16 protein-coding genes are annotated in these 18,185 nt (G+C 56.4%); 10 read left to right on the plus strand and 6 right to left on the minus strand.

What is annotated here, in order from left to right; translation table 11 throughout:
• The first annotated feature begins 62 nt into the window (after positions 1 to 62).
• The 5 genes from IB226_RS16175 to IB226_RS16195 all read left to right on the plus strand — a co-directional run bounded on the left by IB226_RS16175 (position 63) and on the right by IB226_RS16195 (position 6,175).
• Positions 63 to 2,396, plus strand: coding sequence for a TonB-dependent receptor domain-containing protein (locus IB226_RS16175; protein WP_192236389.1), 2,334 nt, complete (start codon positions 63 to 65; stop codon positions 2,394 to 2,396).
• 48 nt (positions 2,397 to 2,444) lie between these two features.
• A complete protein-coding gene (locus IB226_RS16180) occupies positions 2,445 to 3,467 on the plus strand; it encodes a hemin-degrading factor (protein WP_192236391.1) in 1,023 nt (340 codons plus the stop codon).
• Entirely contained in the window at positions 3,464 to 4,306 is an 843-nt protein-coding gene (locus tag IB226_RS16185) for a hemin ABC transporter substrate-binding protein (RefSeq protein ID WP_101761893.1), read from the plus strand. The genes IB226_RS16180 and IB226_RS16185 overlap by 4 nt, the downstream gene beginning before the upstream one ends.
• Positions 4,307 to 4,401: 95 nt before the next feature.
• On the plus strand, positions 4,402 to 5,403 hold the full coding sequence (locus tag IB226_RS16190) for an iron ABC transporter permease (protein WP_192236393.1): 1,002 nt from the start codon (positions 4,402 to 4,404) through the stop codon (positions 5,401 to 5,403).
• The gene (locus IB226_RS16195; protein ID WP_192236395.1) at positions 5,396 to 6,175 is read left to right on the plus strand and encodes a heme ABC transporter ATP-binding protein; all 780 of its coding nucleotides are present in this window, start codon (positions 5,396 to 5,398) and stop codon (positions 6,173 to 6,175) included. The genes IB226_RS16190 and IB226_RS16195 overlap by 8 nt, the downstream gene beginning before the upstream one ends.
• 72 nt (positions 6,176 to 6,247) lie before the next feature.
• On the opposite strand, the gene IB226_RS16200 is transcribed toward IB226_RS16195, so the two are convergent.
• Entirely contained in the window at positions 6,248 to 7,231 is a 984-nt protein-coding gene (locus IB226_RS16200; RefSeq protein ID WP_192236397.1) for an MDR family oxidoreductase, read from the minus strand.
• A 303-nt stretch (positions 7,232 to 7,534) separates the two neighbouring features.
• Between IB226_RS16200 and IB226_RS16205 the strand changes: the two genes are divergently transcribed.
• Positions 7,535 to 9,685, plus strand: a complete 2,151-nt coding sequence (locus IB226_RS16205) for an ornithine decarboxylase (protein WP_192236399.1) — start codon at positions 7,535 to 7,537, stop codon at positions 9,683 to 9,685.
• Positions 9,686 to 9,893: 208 nt separating this feature from the next.
• Here the strand turns inward: IB226_RS16205 and mltC are convergent, their stop codons facing one another.
• The 3 genes from mltC to mutY are packed head-to-tail and all read right to left on the minus strand — an operon-like array spanning position 9,894 to position 12,385.
• Complete coding sequence (gene mltC / locus IB226_RS16210; RefSeq protein ID WP_192236401.1) at positions 9,894 to 10,973, minus strand: membrane-bound lytic murein transglycosylase MltC; 1,080 nt, start codon at positions 10,971 to 10,973, stop codon at positions 9,894 to 9,896.
• Between the two features lie 54 nt (positions 10,974 to 11,027).
• A complete protein-coding gene (locus IB226_RS16215) occupies positions 11,028 to 11,300 on the minus strand; it encodes an oxidative damage protection protein (protein ID WP_007890330.1) in 273 nt (90 codons plus the stop codon).
• Positions 11,300 to 12,385, minus strand: coding sequence for an A/G-specific adenine glycosylase (gene mutY, locus IB226_RS16220; protein ID WP_192236403.1), 1,086 nt, complete (start codon positions 12,383 to 12,385; stop codon positions 11,300 to 11,302). Before mutY ends, IB226_RS16215 begins: the two co-directional genes overlap by 1 nt.
• Positions 12,386 to 12,539: 154 nt before the next feature.
• Here mutY and trmB point away from each other — a divergent pair, with 154 nt between their 5' ends.
• From trmB to IB226_RS16240, 4 genes are all read left to right on the plus strand, one after another.
• Positions 12,540 to 13,259 (plus strand): tRNA (guanosine(46)-N7)-methyltransferase TrmB, encoded by a 720-nt coding sequence (gene trmB / locus IB226_RS16225; protein WP_008107230.1) that lies wholly within the window; start codon positions 12,540 to 12,542, stop codon positions 13,257 to 13,259.
• On the plus strand, positions 13,259 to 13,585 hold the full coding sequence (locus IB226_RS16230) for a YggL family protein (protein WP_192236405.1): 327 nt from the start codon (positions 13,259 to 13,261) through the stop codon (positions 13,583 to 13,585). The genes trmB and IB226_RS16230 overlap by 1 nt, the downstream gene beginning before the upstream one ends.
• Positions 13,586 to 13,741: 156 nt before the next feature.
• Complete coding sequence (locus IB226_RS16235; RefSeq protein ID WP_192236406.1) at positions 13,742 to 14,458, plus strand: DUF2884 domain-containing protein; 717 nt, start codon at positions 13,742 to 13,744, stop codon at positions 14,456 to 14,458.
• Between the two features lie 176 nt (positions 14,459 to 14,634).
• A complete protein-coding gene (locus IB226_RS16240) occupies positions 14,635 to 16,398 on the plus strand; it encodes an Ig-like domain-containing protein (RefSeq protein ID WP_192236407.1) in 1,764 nt (587 codons plus the stop codon).
• Positions 16,399 to 16,438: 40 nt separating this feature from the next.
• On the opposite strand, the gene hemW is transcribed toward IB226_RS16240, so the two are convergent.
• Together hemW and IB226_RS16250 are read right to left on the minus strand one after the other, a co-directional pair.
• Positions 16,439 to 17,590 carry a radical SAM family heme chaperone HemW gene (hemW, locus tag IB226_RS16245; protein WP_192236408.1) on the minus strand — a complete coding sequence of 384 codons (1,152 nt, stop codon included), beginning with the start codon at positions 17,588 to 17,590 and terminating at the stop codon, positions 16,439 to 16,441.
• A complete protein-coding gene (locus IB226_RS16250; protein WP_192236409.1) occupies positions 17,583 to 18,176 on the minus strand; it encodes an XTP/dITP diphosphatase in 594 nt (197 codons plus the stop codon). The genes hemW and IB226_RS16250 overlap by 8 nt, the downstream gene beginning before the upstream one ends.
• Between the last annotated feature and the right edge of the window lie 9 nt (positions 18,177 to 18,185).

Consider the following 18,185-nt stretch of genomic DNA (forward strand, 5'->3'; position numbering starts at 1 on the left):
GTCCGTACTTTCCGGCAGCAAGCAAGTGAGCGAATACTAACAATTAACCAGGTATTTCGCGCATGTCTTCACTCTTTCAGGGAACAGCCCAGCAACGTCTTTTCAAAGTTGCCATCTTATCTTCAGCTATTCATGCCGCTTGCAGCTTTGCCGCCAGCGATAGCACCAGCAATGAACCGGTTCTCACCGTCACCGCGCCAAAACCGCAGGCCGGCAATAAAACCACCATCACAGCACAAGAGCTGCAAAAACGCGGTGCGAACGATTTCGGTTCGATCATGCGTTATGAGCCGCTGATCAGCGCCACCGGATCCAGCGGCGGATCCTCTGCCGGCAAAAGCGGTTTCGACCGCGCGGGTTACACCGGTTACAACATTCGTGGTCTGGAGAGTAACCGCGTCGGCATGGATATCGACGGCATTCCGATTCCGGATGCCACCGGCCGCCCTTACGTCAGCCGCACCGGCAACAACACCTTTGGTATTGGCCGTGATTACATCGATCCCTACCTGTTCGGCAGCGTTGAAATTGAGAAGGGCGCCACGGCGGTGGATCAGCCGAATACCTCGATTGGCGGTAACGTCTCGTTCCACAATAAAACCGCTGACGATTACCTTAGCAGCGACAAAAATAGTTACTTCGGTTACCAGAGCGATTACGACTCATCGAATCGCAGCTGGCACAACGGCATCACCGCCGCTGCTGGCGATGACGAGCTGCGCGGCCTATTTGTTTACAGCCGTCGCGACGGCCAGGAAACCCGCAACAACAGCGACGTGAAACAAGCTTATCCGGCCAACTGGCACTCTGACGCCTTTATGACGTCCGGGATCTGGCAGCCGAACGATCAGCACAAGCTGAGCGCCACCTTTGATTACTACCACAAAACCAACCACAGTCATTACGATACCTGGGACACCAGCGGCAACACCGTTTGGGGCACCGCGCAGCAGCAGAGCGATACGCGCCGTTGGGGCATCAATCTGGCGGATGAGTGGACGCCGTACAACGACTTTATCGATACGCTGACCACGCGCCTTTACTGGCAGCAAACTCAGGCGCACGACAATACCTATCTGCCGACCAGCGCCAGCCAGTACGGCTTTGTCTATTCCGATTTCAACGTCGATAGCTATGGCTTCGACACGCGCGGCACCAAAACGCTGGGCCGCCACGAGTTGAGTGCCGGTGTCAATGCGCGCCTGGACAACAGCGAGCGTCCGTTCCGCCAGGAACCAGCGCCGAGCGCCTTTAGCGCCATCACCCAACCGCAGTCTGACAGCCGCACTTTCGCGGTGGCAGGATACCTGCAAGATAAGATCAATTTCGATCTTGATAGCCACAACTTCGCGGTCATTCCCGGCGTGCGCGTAATGTATCAAAGCACCAAGCCAAAAAATCTCGGCGATCTCACCACCGGCAGCACGGTGCTGACCGAAGAGCAGGTTGATGCGCTGTATGGCAAAACTAACTCCGATACGCAGGTGCTGCCATCGCTGACCTTCCAGTACGATTTAACGCCAGCGCTGACCACCTATCTGCAATACAAACGCGGCGTGCAGTTCCCCACCACCAGCCAGCTGTATGGCTCATGGAACCTGGGTTCCAGCTATGCGGGGAGCGCGCAGTATGCGCTGATTGGTAACACCGATCTGAAAACCGAAACCAGCAACAACTTTGAGTGGGGCCTGAAAGGCCAGGCGACAGAAGGCGTAACGGTCAACACCTCGGTGTTCTATAACCAGTACAAAAACTTCATCGCCTACACCCGCTATCGCCGCGCCACCAATCCGGAGATGTTCGTCAACGTCCCGAGCAACATCTACACCAGCTATCAGGCTGAAAACCGCGATAAGGCCTACATTTATGGTGCTGAGATATCCACAAAAGTGAATTACGGCACCTGGTTCCCGCAGGTCGATGGCCTGAGCAGCACCTTTGCGCTGGGCTATAACGAAGGTAAATCCAAGTCCAGCTACGCCGGTGACAAGTACATCGATCTTGATAGCGTCGCGCCATTGAAAGCGATTGTTGGCCTGGCGTGGGATGACAAAGCGCGCGGCTACGGCGCAGCGCTGACCGCCACCTTCGTGAAAGGCAAGCAGGCCACGGCGACCAACCGCGAAAGCTACACCAACACCGGCACGGCGATCACTGATTCCACCACGGAATATATGCGCGTGCCGGGTTACGGCATGGTGGATGCAACGGCTTACTGGCAGGCGACGAAAAACGTCAAGCTGAGCGGCGGTATCTACAACATTACCGATCGCAAATACTGGGATTACACCAGCAGCCGCACGCTGACCAGCAGCAACGCCCAGGAACGCAACGACATCAACCTGGCGGTGATGCCAGGCCGCACCTTCCAGTTGGGTGTGAACGTCGATTTCTAATCCCTTTTCGCCCTGCGGCAGCGCAGGGCATTTTCATGGAGCAAGGCAATGAACTCACGTTACGATCACTATCTGGCGCTGAAAGGCGAGCATCCGAAAAAGTACGCGCGCGATCTCGCCGCGCTGATGGGCATAGGCGAAGCGCAGCTGTGTGAAGCGCGTGTCGGCCAGGATGCAAAGGCGTTAAAAGCTGATTTCCCTGCGCTGCTGGCAGCACTGGCGGCGGTAGGTGAAACCAAAAGCATCACCCGCAATGAATATGCGGTTCACGAGCAGGTGGGCAAATATGAAAACCTGCACCTTGGCGAACACGCCGGACTGATTCTCAACCCGCGCGCGCTCGATCAGCGTCTGTTCCCGCATCAGTGGCACAGCGCGTTCTTCCTGCGTGAGCAGAGCGCCCACGGTGAACGTCAAAGCATCCAGATTTTTGATCGCCACGCTGATGCGGTGCTGAAAATCTACACCACCGACAACACCGATTTCGCCGCGTGGGATGCGCTGATTGCGGCGTTTGTGTTGGAGAACGCGGCGGCGCTAGATCCGCAGCCCGCCAGCGCGCCGCAATACAGCAGGGCGGTTGATGCCAGCAAAGTGGAAGCCGAATGGCGCGCCATCACCGATGTGCATCAGTTCTTTGGTCTGCTGAAGCGCCACAACATCTCGCGCCCGCAGGCGTTCCGCGCGGTGGCGGACGATCTGGCGCGTCAGGTGAGTAATGACTCGCTGGCGCAGCTGCTGGATCTGGCGCAGCAGGATGGCAATGAAATCATGATTTTCATCGGCAACCGTGGCTGCACGCAGATCTTCACCGGCGCGGTGCAGAAGCTGATGCCGATGGATAACTGGATCAACATCTTCAATCCCACCTTCACACTGCATTTGATGGCGGATCACATCAGCGAAAGCTGGGTGACGCGCAAACCGAGCGGCGACGGCTTCGTCACCAGCCTGGAACTGTTTGCCGCCGACGGCACGCAGATCGCGCAGTTGTACGGTCAGCGCAGCGAAGGCACGCCGGAGCAGGCGCGCTGGCGCGAGCAGGTGATGTCGCTGGAGGCGTTAGCATGAGAAAACTTCTGTTGCTGCTGACTGCGCTGGCGCTGCCTGCTGTTGCGGCCGAGCGGGTGATCTCGATTGGCGGTGACGTCACGCAAATCATCTATGCATTGGATGCGCAGCAGGATCTGGTAGCGCGTGACAGCACCAGCCAGCATCCGGCGCAGGCCAACAAGCTGCCGGATGTCGGTTATATGCGGCAGTTGAATGCCGAAGGGATTCTGGCGCTGAAGCCGACGCTGGTGCTGAGCAGCGAGCTGGCAAAACCGTCGCTGGTGCTGCAGCAAGTGGCGCAAGCTGGCGTAAAAGTGGTGGATGTCACCGGCAAAAACAGCCTCGACGCCATCGCGGAAAAAATCGCCACCATCGGCAAGGCGCTGCATCGTGAAGAGGAAGCCAACGCGCTGATCGAGAAGGTCAACAAGCAGCGCGCGCAGATCCCACAAAAACCGTTGCCGATTAAAGTGCTGTTTATCATGGCGCACGGCGGCATGCGCACTCAGGCAGCGGGGGCACAAACCGGCGCGGACGGCGCGATTCGCAGCGCGGGTCTGATTAACGCGATGGCGGCGGTGCCGCACTATCAGCAGCTGTCGCAGGAAGGCGTGGTTGCGGCGGCACCGGATTTGATCGTGGTGGGTGAAGATGGCCTGCGTACGCTGGGCGGCGAAGAGAAAGTGTGGTCGCTGCCCGGTTTGGCACTGACGCCAGCCGGTCAGCATCGCGCGTTGCTGGTGGTGGATGAGATGGCGCTGCTGAGCTTTGGCCTTGATACGCCGGGCGCGATTATCAAACTGCGCCACGCAGCCGAAGCGGCTTCCCCGTCATACTTCAAGCCGCAGGCGCGTTAGCTGCGTGTTCTTACCCCAGTCACTTACTTGTGTAAGCTCCTGGGGATTCGAACACTTGCTGCCTTCCTGCACCTTGAATTATTTAGGGGAAAAATATGGCGACTACATCCGTGATGCGCTGGCTCGGTTTGATGACCATCTGCATGCTGATAGTGATGCTGATGGCGGCCAACTTCGGCGCGATGCCGCTTTCAATGCGCACTTTGTTGCGTGCGCCGCTGAGCGATATGGCGTGGCAAATCTGGATCAACATCCGCCTGCCGCGCGTGCTGCTGGCGGTGCTGCTCGGCATGGCGCTGGCGGTGTCCGGCGCGGTGATGCAGGGATTGTTTCGCAATCCGCTGGCCGATCCCGGTTTGCTCGGCATTAGCAGCGGAGCGGGTTTAGCGGTGGCGATATCGATCGTTATCCCGCTCGGCTTGCCGCCGCTGCTGGCGCTGTGGCTGCCAACACTCGCCGCCTTTATGGGTAGTTTGGTGGTGACGCTGCTGATCTTCAGCTTTAGCCGTATGGCGCTGGGCAATTTGTCGCGCTTGCTGCTGGTTGGTATCGCCATCAATGCCTTATGCGGCGCGGCGGTCGGCGTGCTGTCGTGGCTGAGTAACGATCAGCAGTTGCGTCAGTTGGCGTTGTGGGGCATGGGCAGTTTGAGTGCGGCGCAGTGGCCGAGCCTGGCGGTGTGCGCGGTGCTGATTCTGCCGGCGCTGATAGCGATTCAGCTGCGCGCGCGTCGTCTCAATTTGCTGCAACTCGGCGAAGAGGATGCACATTACATGGGCATCGACGTTAAGCGTACGCAGCGTCAGCTGCTGGTGCTGAGCGCGTTGCTGGTAGGCACCGCCGTGGCGGTGAGTGGCATTATCGGCTTTGTCGGTTTAGTGGTGCCGCACCTGATGCGTTTCTGTCTCGGCAGCGATCATCGCTGGATGCTGCCCGGTTCGGCGCTGGCGGGCGCGATTTTGCTGCTGCTGGCCGATACGCTGGCGCGCACCGTGGTGGTGCCAGCGGAAATGCCGGTGGGCCTGTTAACCAGCCTGCTGGGCGGCCCGTGGTTTCTCTGGCTGATTCTGCGTGAGCAAAGGGGGATGAATGAGTGACTGCATGCAGGCGCGCGGGCTGCGATTTAGCCACGGCTCACGCGCGTTGATCGACGACGTTTCCCTGACTTTGCAGCCTGGCGAAATGATCGCGCTGATCGGCCCCAACGGCGCGGGGAAATCCACGCTGCTGCGCTTGCTGACCGGCTTTCTCACGCCGCAAGCGGGCGAGTGCTGGCTCGGCGATCGTCCGCTAAACAGTTGGCCGCGCGAACCGCTGGCGCAGCGCCGCGCGGTGATGCGTCAGCAAAATAGCGTCAGTTTTCCGCTGCCCGCCGCCGATGTGGTGGCGATGGGCCGCGCGCCCTGGCCGCGGGCTCAATCCAGGGCGGTGATCGACGAGGTGATGCACATTACCGGCAGCCTTGAGCTGGCACAGCGCGATTATCGATCGCTTTCCGGTGGTGAACAGCAGCGCGTGCAGCTGGCGCGCGTGCTGGCTCAGCTGTGGCACGATGACGGGCCACGCGGCTGGCTGTTTCTCGACGAACCCACTTCCGCGCTGGATCTGTTCTGGCAGCAGCACAGTTTGCGTTTGCTGCATCGTCTGACGCGCAACGGACGCTTCAGCGTTTGCACCGTGCTGCACGATCTTAACCTCGCGTCGCTGTGGTCGGATCGCGTGCTGTTGCTGCATCAGGGCAAGCTGGTGGCGGAAGGCGCACCCAATGAGGTGATGACCGAACACACGCTGACGCGCTGGTATCAGGCGGAGTTGGATGTAGTGGTGCAGGATGAGAAGGGCAGGCCGCAGATTCAACTGCGTGCCTGAGACCGTAGCGGCGCGATTTATCGCGCTCTGTGAAAAGACGCGCCATAAATTGCGCCGCTACGTAATGTGCGATTATCTGCAATCGACGATCAATCTGCCGCGTACTTTACCGGCCAGCAGCTGCTCGGCACCTTCGCGCGCTTCGCTCAGCGGAATCACCTTGGTTAACTGCTGCAACAGGTCGCCATCCACCAGTTCCGCCAGGCGCTGCCACGCCTGCTGCCGCAGCGGTTTTGCGCACATCACGCTATCCACGCCCGCCAGCACCACGCCGCGCAGGATGAACGGCGCGACGCTGGTCGGCAGATCCAAACCTTGCGCCATGCCGCACGCCGCGACCACGCCATCGCGCTTGATGCCCGCTAACACATTGGCCAGCGTGTGGCTGCCGACGCTATCAATCGCCGCCGCCCAGCGCTCTTTCGCCAGCGGTTTGCCCGGCTCGCTCAGCTCTGCGCGATCGATAATCGACGTCGCGCCCAGCGTGTTGATCAGGTAATCGCTATCGCTGGCGCGACCGCTGGAAGCAATCACCTCATAGCCGAGACGTGCCAGCAAGCTGACGCTGAAGCTGCCAACGCCGCCGCTCGCGCCGGTGACTAAAACCGGGCCGTGCTGCGGCGTGATGCCCTGTTTTTCCAGCGCCAGCACGCACAACATGGCGGTGAAGCCCGCGGTGCCAATTGCCATGGTTTGTAGCGGGCTGAGTGCGGCCGGCACTTGTACCAGCCAGTCGCCCGAGACGCTGGCTTTCTGCGCCAGTCCACCCCAATGCTTTTCGCCTACGCCCCAGCCGGTGAGTAGCGCCACATCGTCCTGCTGCCATTCAGCATGGCGGCTGCTGATCACCCGACCAACGAAGTCGATGCCCGGCACCATCGGGAATTGCCGCACAATCGGGCCTTTGTTGCAGATGGCGAGCGCGTCTTTGTAGTTGAGCGTGGAGTAGCTTACTTCGAGGGTGACATCCTGATCGGGCAGTTGTTTTTCTGACAGATCTTTCAGGGATGTGCGATATCCCTGTTCATCATTTTCAATGACCAATGCCTTGAACATGCAGCCTCCGGCTGGTTGAGGAAAGTGGGGGTATAGTACTCCTTTTTTGCCCTCACCCTAACCCTCTCCCACAGGTGGGAGAGGGAACTGATCCAGCATACCTTAACTCTCGCTCGGACGGCGCCCTCGCCCGCTTGCGGGAGAGGGCTGGGGTGAGGGGCCAGCGCAGCGGTTGTTCCGGCAAAAAAAAGATGACATGATTGCGCCCCAGTTAGTGTTCAACTCCCAGATTGACTTCGCCGAGGAAACCTCCTCATTGCTGTGCCATCGGCACCCACTCATCCTCTCTCAGGGATTTGTGTTATGAACCCATTGAAAATTGCTGCCAGCGTTGCTGTAGCGCCAACCCTTAGTCTTAACACTGCGCGCGACGTGGTGACGCTGGACAATACCGACTTTACCGATGTCGCTGCGGTCGTGATCACCTTGTCGGACACGCGCAGTGGCGTGCTAACGCTATTGCGCAAGGTCGGCTTTAATCTGCCGGTGTTTGTCGCCAATGCGTTCGATGAAGAAGTGCTGAAGCTGCCGGGCATCACCGGCGAAATCAACGGCGCGCCAGAAGAGTGGGACGCGCTGGAGGACGCCGCGCAGGCGTATGAAGCCGAGTTGCTGCCGCCATTTTTCGACACGCTCACGCGCTACGTCGATATGCAGAACAGCACGTTTGCCTGTCCGGGACATCAGGGTGGTGCCTTCTTCCGCAAACATCCGGCGGGACGTCAGTTCTATGAGTTCTACGGCGAGAACGTCTTCCGTTCGGATATGTGCAACGCCGACGTCAAGCTCGGCGATCTGCTGATCCACGAAGGCTCAGCCAAAGATGCGCAGAAGTTCGCGGCGAAAGTGTTTAACGCCGACAAAACCTACTTCGTGCTTAACGGCACCTCCAGCGCCAATAAAGTGGTCACCAACGCGCTGCTGACGCGCGGCGATCTGGTGCTGTTTGACCGTAATAACCACAAATCCAACCATCACGGCGCACTGATTCAGGCGGGCGCCACGCCGGTGTATCTGGAAGCGGCGCGTAATCCGTTTGGCTTTATCGGCGGCATTGATGCACACTGTTTTGACGATGCTTATCTGCGCGACCAAATCGCCAAAGTGGCGCCCGATCGTGCCAACGATCAACGTCCATTCCGCCTGGCGATTATTCAGCTCGGCACTTACGATGGCACGGTGTACAACGCGCGTCAGGTGGTCGATCGCATCGGACATCTGTGCGATTACATCCTGTTTGATTCGGCGTGGGTTGGCTACGAGCAGTTTATTCCGCTGATGGCCGGCTGTTCGCCGCTGACGCTGGAGTTGAACGAGAACGATCCGGGCATTTTTGTCACGCAGTCGGTACACAAGCAGCTGGCCGGTTTCTCACAGACATCGCAAATCCATAAGAAAGACAATCACATCCGTGGGCAGCAGCGTTTCTGTCCGCACAAACGCCTCAACAATGCGTTTATGCTGCACGCCTCAACCAGCCCGTTCTATCCGCTGTTTGCCGCGCTGGATATCAACGCCCGCATGCATAAAGGCGAGGCGGGACGCAGCATGTGGCACGAGTGCGTCACCATCGGCATTGATGCGCGTAAAGCGATTCTGGAACGTTGCGAAATGATTCAGCCGTTCCTGCCGGAGAAAGTGCACGGCAAGCTGTGGCAAGCGGCGGAAACGGAAGCCATCGCCGTCGATCCGGCATACTTCAGCCTTGAACCGGGCGCAAAGTGGCACGGTTTTGAGGGTTACGCGCAGCAACAGTATCTTGTAGATCCCTGCAAGCTGCTGCTCACCACCACGGGGATTGATGCCGCCAGCGGCGAGTACACCAGCTTCGGCATTCCAGCGACCATTCTGGCCAACTATCTGCGCGAGAACGGCATCGTGCCGGAGAAATGCGACCTCAATTCGATTCTGTTCCTGCTGACGCCAGCAGAAACGCCGGAGAAGATGGCGCATCTGGTGGCGATGCTGGTGCAGTTTGAGCAGCACGTGCGCGAGGATGCGCTGCTGGCGGAAGTGCTGCCGAGCGTGTATCGCAAGAATATTGAGCGTTACAAAGGCTACACGCTGCGCCGCTTGTGTCAGGAGATGCACGATCTCTACGTCAGTTTTGACGTTAAGGATCTGCAGAAAGCGATGTTCCGTTCAGCCTGTTTCCCACCGGTGCAGGTGAATCCGCAGGATGCGCATCAGGCCTACATTCGTGGCGAAGTGGAGCTGGTAAAGATTGCCGATGCTGAAGGGCGCATAGCGGCCGAAGGCGCGTTGCCATATCCGCCCGGCGTGTTGTGCGTGGTGCCAGGCGAAGTGTGGGGCGGCGCGGTGCAGCGCTATTTCCTCGCGCTGGAAGAGGGCATCAATCTGCTGCCGGGCTTCTCGCCAGAGCTGCAAGGGGTTTACACCGAAGAAGATGAGCACGGGCGTAAGCATCTGGTGGCGAATATGATGGTGAGCTGATTGCACTTGCCCTCACCCTAACCCTCTCCCGCAAGCGGGAGAGGGAATGTTTAGGTGGTGCGCGTAATTATTTCTGTGCTGGATCGGCCCCTTCTCCCGCAAGCGGGAGAGGGAATGTTTAGAGGGCGCTCATTGTTACGTACGTGCTGGATCGGCCCCTTCTCCCGCGAGCGGGAGAAGGTTGGGATGAGGGACAAACCGCATCAGCTTAAAATCGTCGATAACTGCGCTGCGCCTGGCTCACTTTATACAGATAACGCCGTGATTCTGCCGATGGATGGTTGGTGGTTAGCGTCTGGTAAACTTCCGTCGGCGACATACTATTTATTGACGAGAACGCGCGATCCTTATCGCTGGAGAACACGCGTAGCACGCTGCCCGCGCCGCCGTTGTACGCGGTAATCACCGCATAACGTCGTGATGTCGGATCCTGAATTCCACCCAAATAACTTCTCTGCAGCAGCGACAAATACGCGGTGCCCGCATCAATATTATTCTCAGGATCAAGCAGATAGCTGCGGCTCGGTTTGCCACCTTTGCCCTTCATACGGAACACATCAACACCGGCGGTATGCTGCACCACCTGCATTAACCCCAGCGCATCAGCGTGGCTCACCGCATATGGGTTGAAGCTCGATTCAATCTGCATAATCGCCAGAATCAGTGACGCATCCACGCCATATTGTTCAGCGGCTTTACGCACCATTGGCAGATATTTGTGAGCACGTTTGTCGAGGTGATTTGGCACCATCGGAATGGTAACCGACCAGATGACGTGCAATCCGGAGGTGCGTTTCTGCAGTTTGTTTTGAATCAGATAATCAGCAAAGCTGCCGGCGCGGCCCTGCCAGCGGATCGGCTGGCCGGTATTATCCAGCACCTGGCCGTACAGCAGCGGCTCTTTACTGATTTGAATATCATTGGCATCGGAGTAGAGATCGACATTGCCCGGATCTTCGCCAATCAACAGCGTGGTGATGATCGCCTGACGCAGGCTGGCCATCGGATCGGTGCCGGAAATGGTCTCAATTGTGATGCTACCGCTGTCAAAGTTGATGTGACTGCGGGTGTAATAGCCGTCGCTATATTTGACGTAATCTTTCGGTCCGGCGATCAGAACTTCATTGATTCCCCAAATGTTTTCAATATTGTGGGCAAACTGGCCCATCAAAATATCGAAACCGTTGGTGTCCTTGACCCACTCTTCATGAAACTGCGATTTTTTTTGTCCGGAGCAGGAGACCAAAAGTGGTGCAATCACCAAGAGCGCTATCAGTTTTTTATTCATTGTTAATGCGTGCCTGAATCGAAAAAGAGGGCCTCAAAGGGAAGCCCTGAACGGTTATTTTTCTGGCGGGGTGTAACCTTCAATGTGCACATCTTTGCCTTCGAACAGGAAATTGATCATCTCCTTCTCCAGCACTTTGCGATCTTCCGGGTTCATCATGCTCAATTTCTTCTCATTGATCAGCATGGTTTGCTTGGACATCCACTGCTGCCAGGCCTCTTTGGAGATCTCATTAAAGATGCGCTTACCCAATTCGCCAGGATAGAGCTGAAAGTCCTGACCTTCAGCGTCGCGTTGCAGATAAGTACAAAAAATGGTGCGGCTCATTACTCTTCCTCTTCGGTCACGTCTGCTCGACGCGTAAGCTGCTGGGGATGGCGCAATTCATGCAGCAAGCGCTCAACCGGCGCCGCCAAACCCACTGACGGTGGTTGCGCTAAGTTATACCAGAGACCGCCCGCTTCATCCATCAGCGACCCAGCGGAAGGCTTTGCGAGCCACATAGGCACAATGTCTAAGTGGAAATGGCTGAAGGTGTGGCGGAATGCGGTAAGCTGCTGCGGTTTAACATGAATGCCGCGCTCAGTTAGCCAGTCAGTTAGCGCTTGCTCACTTGTAAACTGCGGGAAGCAGAACAGTCCGCCCCACAGGCCAACCGGCGGGCGCTGCTCTAACCACACGTCATCGCCATCCTGCATCATCAGCATCCAGCCGCTACGTTCTGGCAAGGTCTGTTTGGGTTTCTTACCGGGATACGCCGCCCAGCTGTTGTTGGCATAAGCAACGCATCTGCTATTAAGCGGGCAGATTTCGCATTTAGGGCGTGAGCGAGTACATACTAATGCGCCAAGGTCCATCATCGCCTGATTGAACTTGCTGACGCCTGCCGCTGGCGTCACTTCTTCGCTGATCTGCCATAGCCGTTTTTCAACGTCCTTTTTACCCGGCCAGCCGCCCACCGCGTAGCAGCGCGCCAGCACGCGTTTTACGTTGCCATCCAGAATTGGGAAGTGCAGACCGAGCGACAGCGATAACACCGCGCCCGCGGTAGAACGGCCAATGCCCGGCAGCGCCGCGACATCGTCGAAGTTTCGCGGGAACTCGCCGCCGTGCTTCTCCACCACCTGTTTCGCGGCTTTGTGCAGATTGCGCGCGCGCGCGTAATAGCCGAGACCGGTCCACAGATGTAGCACTTCATCCAGCGGTGCAGCCGCCAGATCGGCCACCGTCGGGAAGCGCGCCATAAAGCGTTCAAAATAGGGAATGACGGTAGCAACCTGGGTTTGCTGCAGCATCACTTCAGAGAGCCATACCTTGTACGGCGTTTTCTCCTGCTGCCACGGCAGGGTTTTGCGACCAAAGCGCTGATACCAATCCAGCACTTGTTGCGCGAACGTCGGCGCTTGCATCATAAGAAGGAAATTTTCCGTGTTTACTCTACAATCAGGCAGGAATTCCAGCACAGAGACCTCAGGGTGTAAACCGGAACATTGCAAAGGCTTGCTTCTGCTTCCTAACTTTGCATAATGCCCGTTTCCCAGAACAGGCTAACCAGCAGGCTTCAACATGATTAATGACGTCATCACCCCAGAATTTGATGAGAACGGGCGGCCATTACGCCGTATCCGCAGTTTTGTGCGCCGTCAGGGGCGCTTAACGAAAGGACAGCAGCTCGCGCTCGATAATTTATGGCCGGAGATGGGCGTGGAGTTCCAGCAGGAGCCGCTGGATCTGGTGACGCTGTTTGGCCGTGACGCGCCGGTAGTGCTGGAGATCGGTTTCGGCATGGGCGCCTCGCTGGTGACCATGGCGCAGAACAATCCACATCAGAATTTCCTTGGCCTGGAAGTGCATGCGCCGGGCGTGGGTGCTTGCCTGGCGTCGGCGAAGGAAGCGGGCGTGGAGAACCTGCGCGTAATGTGTCACGACGCGGTAGAAGTGCTGCAGAAGATGATTCCGGATAACTCGCTGCGCATGGTGCAGTTGTTCTTCCCGGATCCGTGGCACAAAGCGCGCCATAACAAACGTCGCATCGTACAGGTGCCGTTTGCTGAGCTGGTGATGCGCAAATTGAAGCTGGGCGGCGTGTTCCATATGGCGACCGATTGGGAAGCCTACGCCGAACATATGTTGGAAGTGATGAGCAGCATCGACGGATATAAAAATCAGTCGGAAAGTAACAATTACGTGCCGCGTCCGGAAACGCGTCCGTTAACCAAGTTTGAGCAGCGCGGGCAGCGACTGGGCCATGGCGTATGGGATCTGATGTTTGAGAGGGTGAAATAATGGCCGTACAGCGTAGCCGTCGTTTGCGTAAAAAACTGCATATTGATGAGTTTCAGGAATTAGGCTTCTCCGTCGCCTGGCGTTTCGCCGAAGGCACCACCGAGGAGCAAATCGACGCCACTGTTGATCAGTTCATTAATGAAGTGATTGCGCCGAACGGTCTGGCGTATGACGGCAGCGGTTATCTGGTGTGGGAAGGTCTGGTGTGCTTGCAGGAAACCGGCAAATGCACCGACGAGCACCGCGAGCTGGTGCGCAACTGGCTTGAAGCTCATAACCTGACGGATGTGCAGGTGACTGAACTCTTCGACGTTTGGTGGGACTAAAGATCGTATCGGGCTAGCTTACTTGCCCTTTTTGCACCGGGCAGTGCTCGCATTCCTCACGTACTTATGTACGCTCCGGATGCTGCGCGCTGGCCGCCACAAAAATGGCTGCGACGCTCAACGCCCGACCTTTCAGCGCGTAAAAAGGGAGATGTCATGGTTCGTAAGGCACTTATCGCCGCACTGCTGCTGGCGGCAACTCAGGCTCAGGCTGCATACGAGTGCAGCGTCAAGCCACAGGATGATGTGATCATTAAACCGCAGAGCGTGCAGGTGGTGGGAACCAACGGCAACCTCGAAATCACTCCGCAGGGTGACGTGCAGTTTAATGGCCAGAAGGTCAACGTTGATAACGCCGCGCGCCAGAAAGCCATCGACTACCAGACCGCGCTGCGTCGCGATTTGCCGTGGATCGATAGCGGCGCAACCTCGCGTCTGGAACGCAGCCGCGTGGCGCTGGATAAAGTGATTGTCGAAAAGCTTGGCGCGAACAGCAATGTGCGTAACCGTCTCACTAAACTGGATGGCCAGCTCAAGCAGCAAATGAACCGCATTATTGAGCATCGTCCAGACGGACTGACGTTCCATCATCAGGCTATCGATCAGGTGCGCGCGGAAGGCGAGAAGCTGGTGCAGAGCACGCTAGGCGGCATCATGCAGGATAGTCTCAACGAAATGGGCAGCAGCCAGGCGGCGGGTGGGAGCAATCCACTGCAGGCCATTATGGGCAACCTTGGCGGTTTACAACAGTCGGTGCAGGCGGAGTGGAATAAGCAGGAGCAGGATTTCCAGAACTTCGGCCACGAAGTATGCAACCGCGTAACCGTGCTGGAAGAGCAGCGCAAAGGACTGATGCAGAACGTTAAAAGCTAATGATTTGCTTCAGCTAACAAAGCCAGCCCAGTCCCGGCTGGCTTTTTGCTTTTAAGATGCACTGCATTTAAGAACCTTAGATTCGGGACGAATCTGATAACCGTAAAAACACCAAAATAATAAAGATGAAAGTGAGTTAGCAACTCATTGAAATCATTTATTTTTAAGGAGTTTTTATGTTATTTTTTAACGCCTCTGCTTCCAGTAATACCCCTTCACCTCACACCGTGCATATTCAATCCGACTGGTATAACGATGCGCAGAAGCGATGGGAAGGCAGTGCGCATTCGCCAGATACCGTTGCAGTCATCATCATGGTCAATGGTAAAAACCCAATAAGTGTGCCAGTGAGTGGCGGCCGTTTTTCCTGGGCGCCTTCTCAACCGTTGCCTGACGGTGAACATGTGCTGACCTTTGTTGCCGTTGATCGCGCTAATAACCAAAGTGATATCGTTTCGGTCAATTACAACATTGATACTATCGCGCCTGACAAGCCGCAAATTACTGCAATCGAAGACTATGCAGCGGGTGGAATACATAACGGCAATAGCATTAAGCGACATGGTTACACCAATGACGCAAATCCTGTCGTGCGTGGCGAGGCAGAAGCAAATAGCCTGGTATATATCTACAACAAAAACAGCAAAACGCCCCTGGCTTCGGTAACCGCTAATCAGCATGGCAAATGGGAGGTGGAAGTGAACCTGCCTAACGACGGTGCATATGAGTTGAGTGCCGTGGCAGAAGACCGGGCAAATAATCGCAGCCAGCCGTCGCTAAAGTGGCCATTTCAGCTTGATACCGAGAAACCGGATAGCGCCACCATCAATTACTTGGAGGATGATGTTGGTTTGTATCGCGGACAGTTTGATCTCATCCGGGCCACTGACGATCGCCGCCCTGAGCTGTACGGCACTGGCGACCCTAATGAATATGTACGCGTTCAATACGCCAGCAAAAACGGCAGTTGGGTAACAACCGCGACCGTTGCGGTAGACATTGATGGCACCTGGCTGTGGACTCCACCGCAAAATCTCTCCGATGGCGAATGGAATTTTCGCGTGCGTAACATTGATCATGCTGGCAACGTCAGTAAATGGAGCAGCACCGTCACGTTGCTGATTGATACCACAACAATTCAGCCCCTCATTATGCAGGTGCTCGATGATAGGGGACCCATTGAATCGGTATTGCCAGGGCAAAATACCGACGATGCACGTCTGGATTTTATAGGTAAGGCCGAAGTTAACAGTCTGGTGATTCTTTATCAGGATGGTACGGCGGTGGGATCGGCTTATGCAAATAGTCAGGGTGACTGGAGAATGACTCCGCAGCATGATATGCGTGCAGGCTTGAATAATTTTGGTGTGAAGGCGATAGATGAAGCTGGGAATGAAAGTTCCTACTCTGCAAATTATCCGGTGAGATTCATCCCGTCACCCCAATATGAAGCCAATTATGAAAGTGAATCAAGAGATGATGGGAATGGGACGAGCTATTTGCCCATCCCAGGAGAACGCCACATTTATGATGTCGCGAGCTGGTTAAATACTTATCCGTCTCATTATCTGGTGAAAGCGGCAAATATTATTTTTTCGGGTGAAAACCAGATAATTGATTTTGCTGCGCTAAGTGCACGTGTGGAAGGTTTGCAGAAAATAGATATAAGTGGCAAAGGTAATAATCTGCTTAATCTCGATCTGCACTCGTTACTGAATGAAGGCGGTGAGGGGCTATTTATTAACGACGATAGCCAGCAATTGATGATTGATGGCGACATGGGCGATCGCATCACGCTTGATCGCACGCAATTCAGCGACGGCTGGTTAACTTCGCAGAATAAAGTCCAGATCGGCGGGGAAAACTGGACACTCTTAACCCACAGCCAGGCGCATTACACACTGTTAGTGAATCAGGAAATTGAAATTACTTACGGCTAATAAGCAAAAAAGATGCCCGGTATAAGCCGGGCATTTTTCATTACTCTTCCGTCAGGAACAGTTCCAGCAGCGAGTTCAGGAACAGTTTGCCTTTCTCAGTGATCTGCCAGCTCTCCGTGGTTTCCTCCACGTATCCTGCACTTATCGCCGCATCGATTTGCGGGCGAATCACCTGCTCATCCATGCCGGTATAGCGGCGGAAATCGGCGCGCGGTGCGGCTTCCAGCAGACGAAAACGGTTCATAAAGAACTCGAACGGCTTGTCGTTCTCGGCCACGTCGTGCTGCTTATCGAGATAGTTGCCTTTCATAAAGCCGCGCGGATGACGGGTTTTCACCGTGCGCACGATGCGACCATCGGCTTGCGTCAGCTTACCGTGGGCACCACAGCCAATCCCGAGGTAATCCCCGAAGCGCCAATAGTTGAGATTGTGCTCGCAGCGATAACCCGGTTTGGCATACGCCGAGGTTTCATATTGCTGATAACCTGCGGCGCTCAGCAGTTGATGACCTTGCTCAAAAATATCCCACAGCGCATCGTCATCAGGCAGTTTTGGCGGGCGCGAACCGAATAAGGTGTTCGGCTCAATCGTCAACTGATACCACGATAGATGCGGCGGATTAAGCGCAATCGCCTGGCGCAGATCATCCAGCGCTTCCTCCAGTGACTGATCCGGTAAGCCGTGCATCAGGTCGAGGTTAAAGCTGCGCAGGCCTAATCCTTCCGCCAGTTGGGCGGCGCGCACGGCTTCTTCCGGCCCGTGAATGCGGCCTAAACGCGCCAGCTTCTGGGGACTGAAACTCTGCACGCCAATCGAAATACGGTTAATACCGGCTTTCTGATAGGCGCTAAAGCGATCGGCTTCAACGGTGCCTGGATTGGCTTCCATGGTGATTTCCGCATCGGCCGCCAGCGGCAAACGCGCCCGCACGCCGTCCATCAGCATCTGCATCGCATTGCTGCTCAACAGGCTTGGCGTGCCGCCGCCGATGAAAATCGTGCGCACTTCACGGCCGCCGGTCAGCGGTAAATCCTGTTCGAGATCGTTGAGCAGGTGCTGCACATACTCAATGTGCGGCACCTCGCCTTTTAACGCGTGAGAGTTGAAATCACAGTACGGACACTTCTGCACACACCACGGAATATGGATGTACAGGCTTAATGGCGGCAACGTAGGTGAAAACTCAGGCATTGCGCATCGCTTCCAGCAGCAGCATCAATGCTTTACCACGGTGAGAGACGGCGCGCTTTTCGTCTTTACTCAACTCTGCCGCCGTTTTACCCAATTCAGGGACATAAAAGATGGGATCGTAACCAAAACCGCCTGCGCCCGCTGCCGCGCGGGTGATTTCCCCGGCCCAGCTACCGTGGAACACCAGCGGCGTGGGATCGGCAGCGTGACGCAGGTAAACCAGCACGCAGTGGAACTGAGCCTGACGTTTGCCATCCGGCACGTTTTCCAATGCCACCAGCAGCTTATCCAGATTTTGCTGGTCGCTGGCATCAACACCCGCATAGCGCGCGGAGTAGATCCCCGGCGCGCCGCCCAGCGCATTGACCGCCAGACCGGAATCGTCGGCAATCGCCGGTAAACCGGTAATCTCAGCCGCATGACGCGCCTTCAGGATGGCGTTTTCGATGAAGGTCAGGCCGGTTTCTTCCGCCGACTCAACGCCGAGTTCGGTTTGCGCCACGATATCAAGTCCGAAGGCCGCTAACAGATCGGCCAGTTCGCGGACTTTGCCGGGATTTCCGGTCGCGAGTACAACTTTTTGCATAACAGTTCC

The organism is Pantoea sp. PNT03 (assembly GCF_014852515.1).
Classification (GTDB): Bacteria; Pseudomonadota; Gammaproteobacteria; order Enterobacterales; family Enterobacteriaceae; genus Pantoea; species Pantoea leporis.

What these genes read in the sequence shown, in the direction of transcription:
- IB226_RS16240 (WP_192236407.1), top strand. Translation starts at nt 14,635, where the DNA reads ATGTTATTTTTTAACGCCTCTGCTTCCAGTAATACCCCTTCACCTCAC.
- IB226_RS16185 (WP_101761893.1), top strand. Translation starts at nt 3,464, where the DNA reads ATGAGAAAACTTCTGTTGCTGCTGACTGCGCTGGCGCTGCCTGCTGTT.
- IB226_RS16215 (WP_007890330.1), bottom strand. Translation starts at nt 11,300, where the DNA reads ATGAGCCGCACCATTTTTTGTACTTATCTGCAACGCGACGCTGAAGGT.
- IB226_RS16230 (WP_192236405.1), top strand. Translation starts at nt 13,259, where the DNA reads ATGGCCGTACAGCGTAGCCGTCGTTTGCGTAAAAAACTGCATATTGAT.
- IB226_RS16250 (WP_192236409.1), bottom strand. Translation starts at nt 18,176, where the DNA reads ATGCAAAAAGTTGTACTCGCGACCGGAAATCCCGGCAAAGTCCGCGAA.
- mltC (WP_192236401.1), bottom strand. Translation starts at nt 10,973, where the DNA reads ATGAATAAAAAACTGATAGCGCTCTTGGTGATTGCACCACTTTTGGTC.
- trmB (WP_008107230.1), top strand. Translation starts at nt 12,540, where the DNA reads ATGATTAATGACGTCATCACCCCAGAATTTGATGAGAACGGGCGGCCA.
- IB226_RS16180 (WP_192236391.1), top strand. Translation starts at nt 2,445, where the DNA reads ATGAACTCACGTTACGATCACTATCTGGCGCTGAAAGGCGAGCATCCG.
- IB226_RS16200 (WP_192236397.1), bottom strand. Translation starts at nt 7,231, where the DNA reads ATGTTCAAGGCATTGGTCATTGAAAATGATGAACAGGGATATCGCACA.
- IB226_RS16175 (WP_192236389.1), top strand. Translation starts at nt 63, where the DNA reads ATGTCTTCACTCTTTCAGGGAACAGCCCAGCAACGTCTTTTCAAAGTT.
- IB226_RS16195 (WP_192236395.1), top strand. Translation starts at nt 5,396, where the DNA reads ATGAGTGACTGCATGCAGGCGCGCGGGCTGCGATTTAGCCACGGCTCA.
- IB226_RS16235 (WP_192236406.1), top strand. Translation starts at nt 13,742, where the DNA reads ATGGTTCGTAAGGCACTTATCGCCGCACTGCTGCTGGCGGCAACTCAG.
- IB226_RS16205 (WP_192236399.1), top strand. Translation starts at nt 7,535, where the DNA reads ATGAACCCATTGAAAATTGCTGCCAGCGTTGCTGTAGCGCCAACCCTT.
- mutY (WP_192236403.1), bottom strand. Translation starts at nt 12,385, where the DNA reads ATGATGCAAGCGCCGACGTTCGCGCAACAAGTGCTGGATTGGTATCAG.
- hemW (WP_192236408.1), bottom strand. Translation starts at nt 17,590, where the DNA reads ATGCCTGAGTTTTCACCTACGTTGCCGCCATTAAGCCTGTACATCCAT.
- IB226_RS16190 (WP_192236393.1), top strand. Translation starts at nt 4,402, where the DNA reads ATGGCGACTACATCCGTGATGCGCTGGCTCGGTTTGATGACCATCTGC.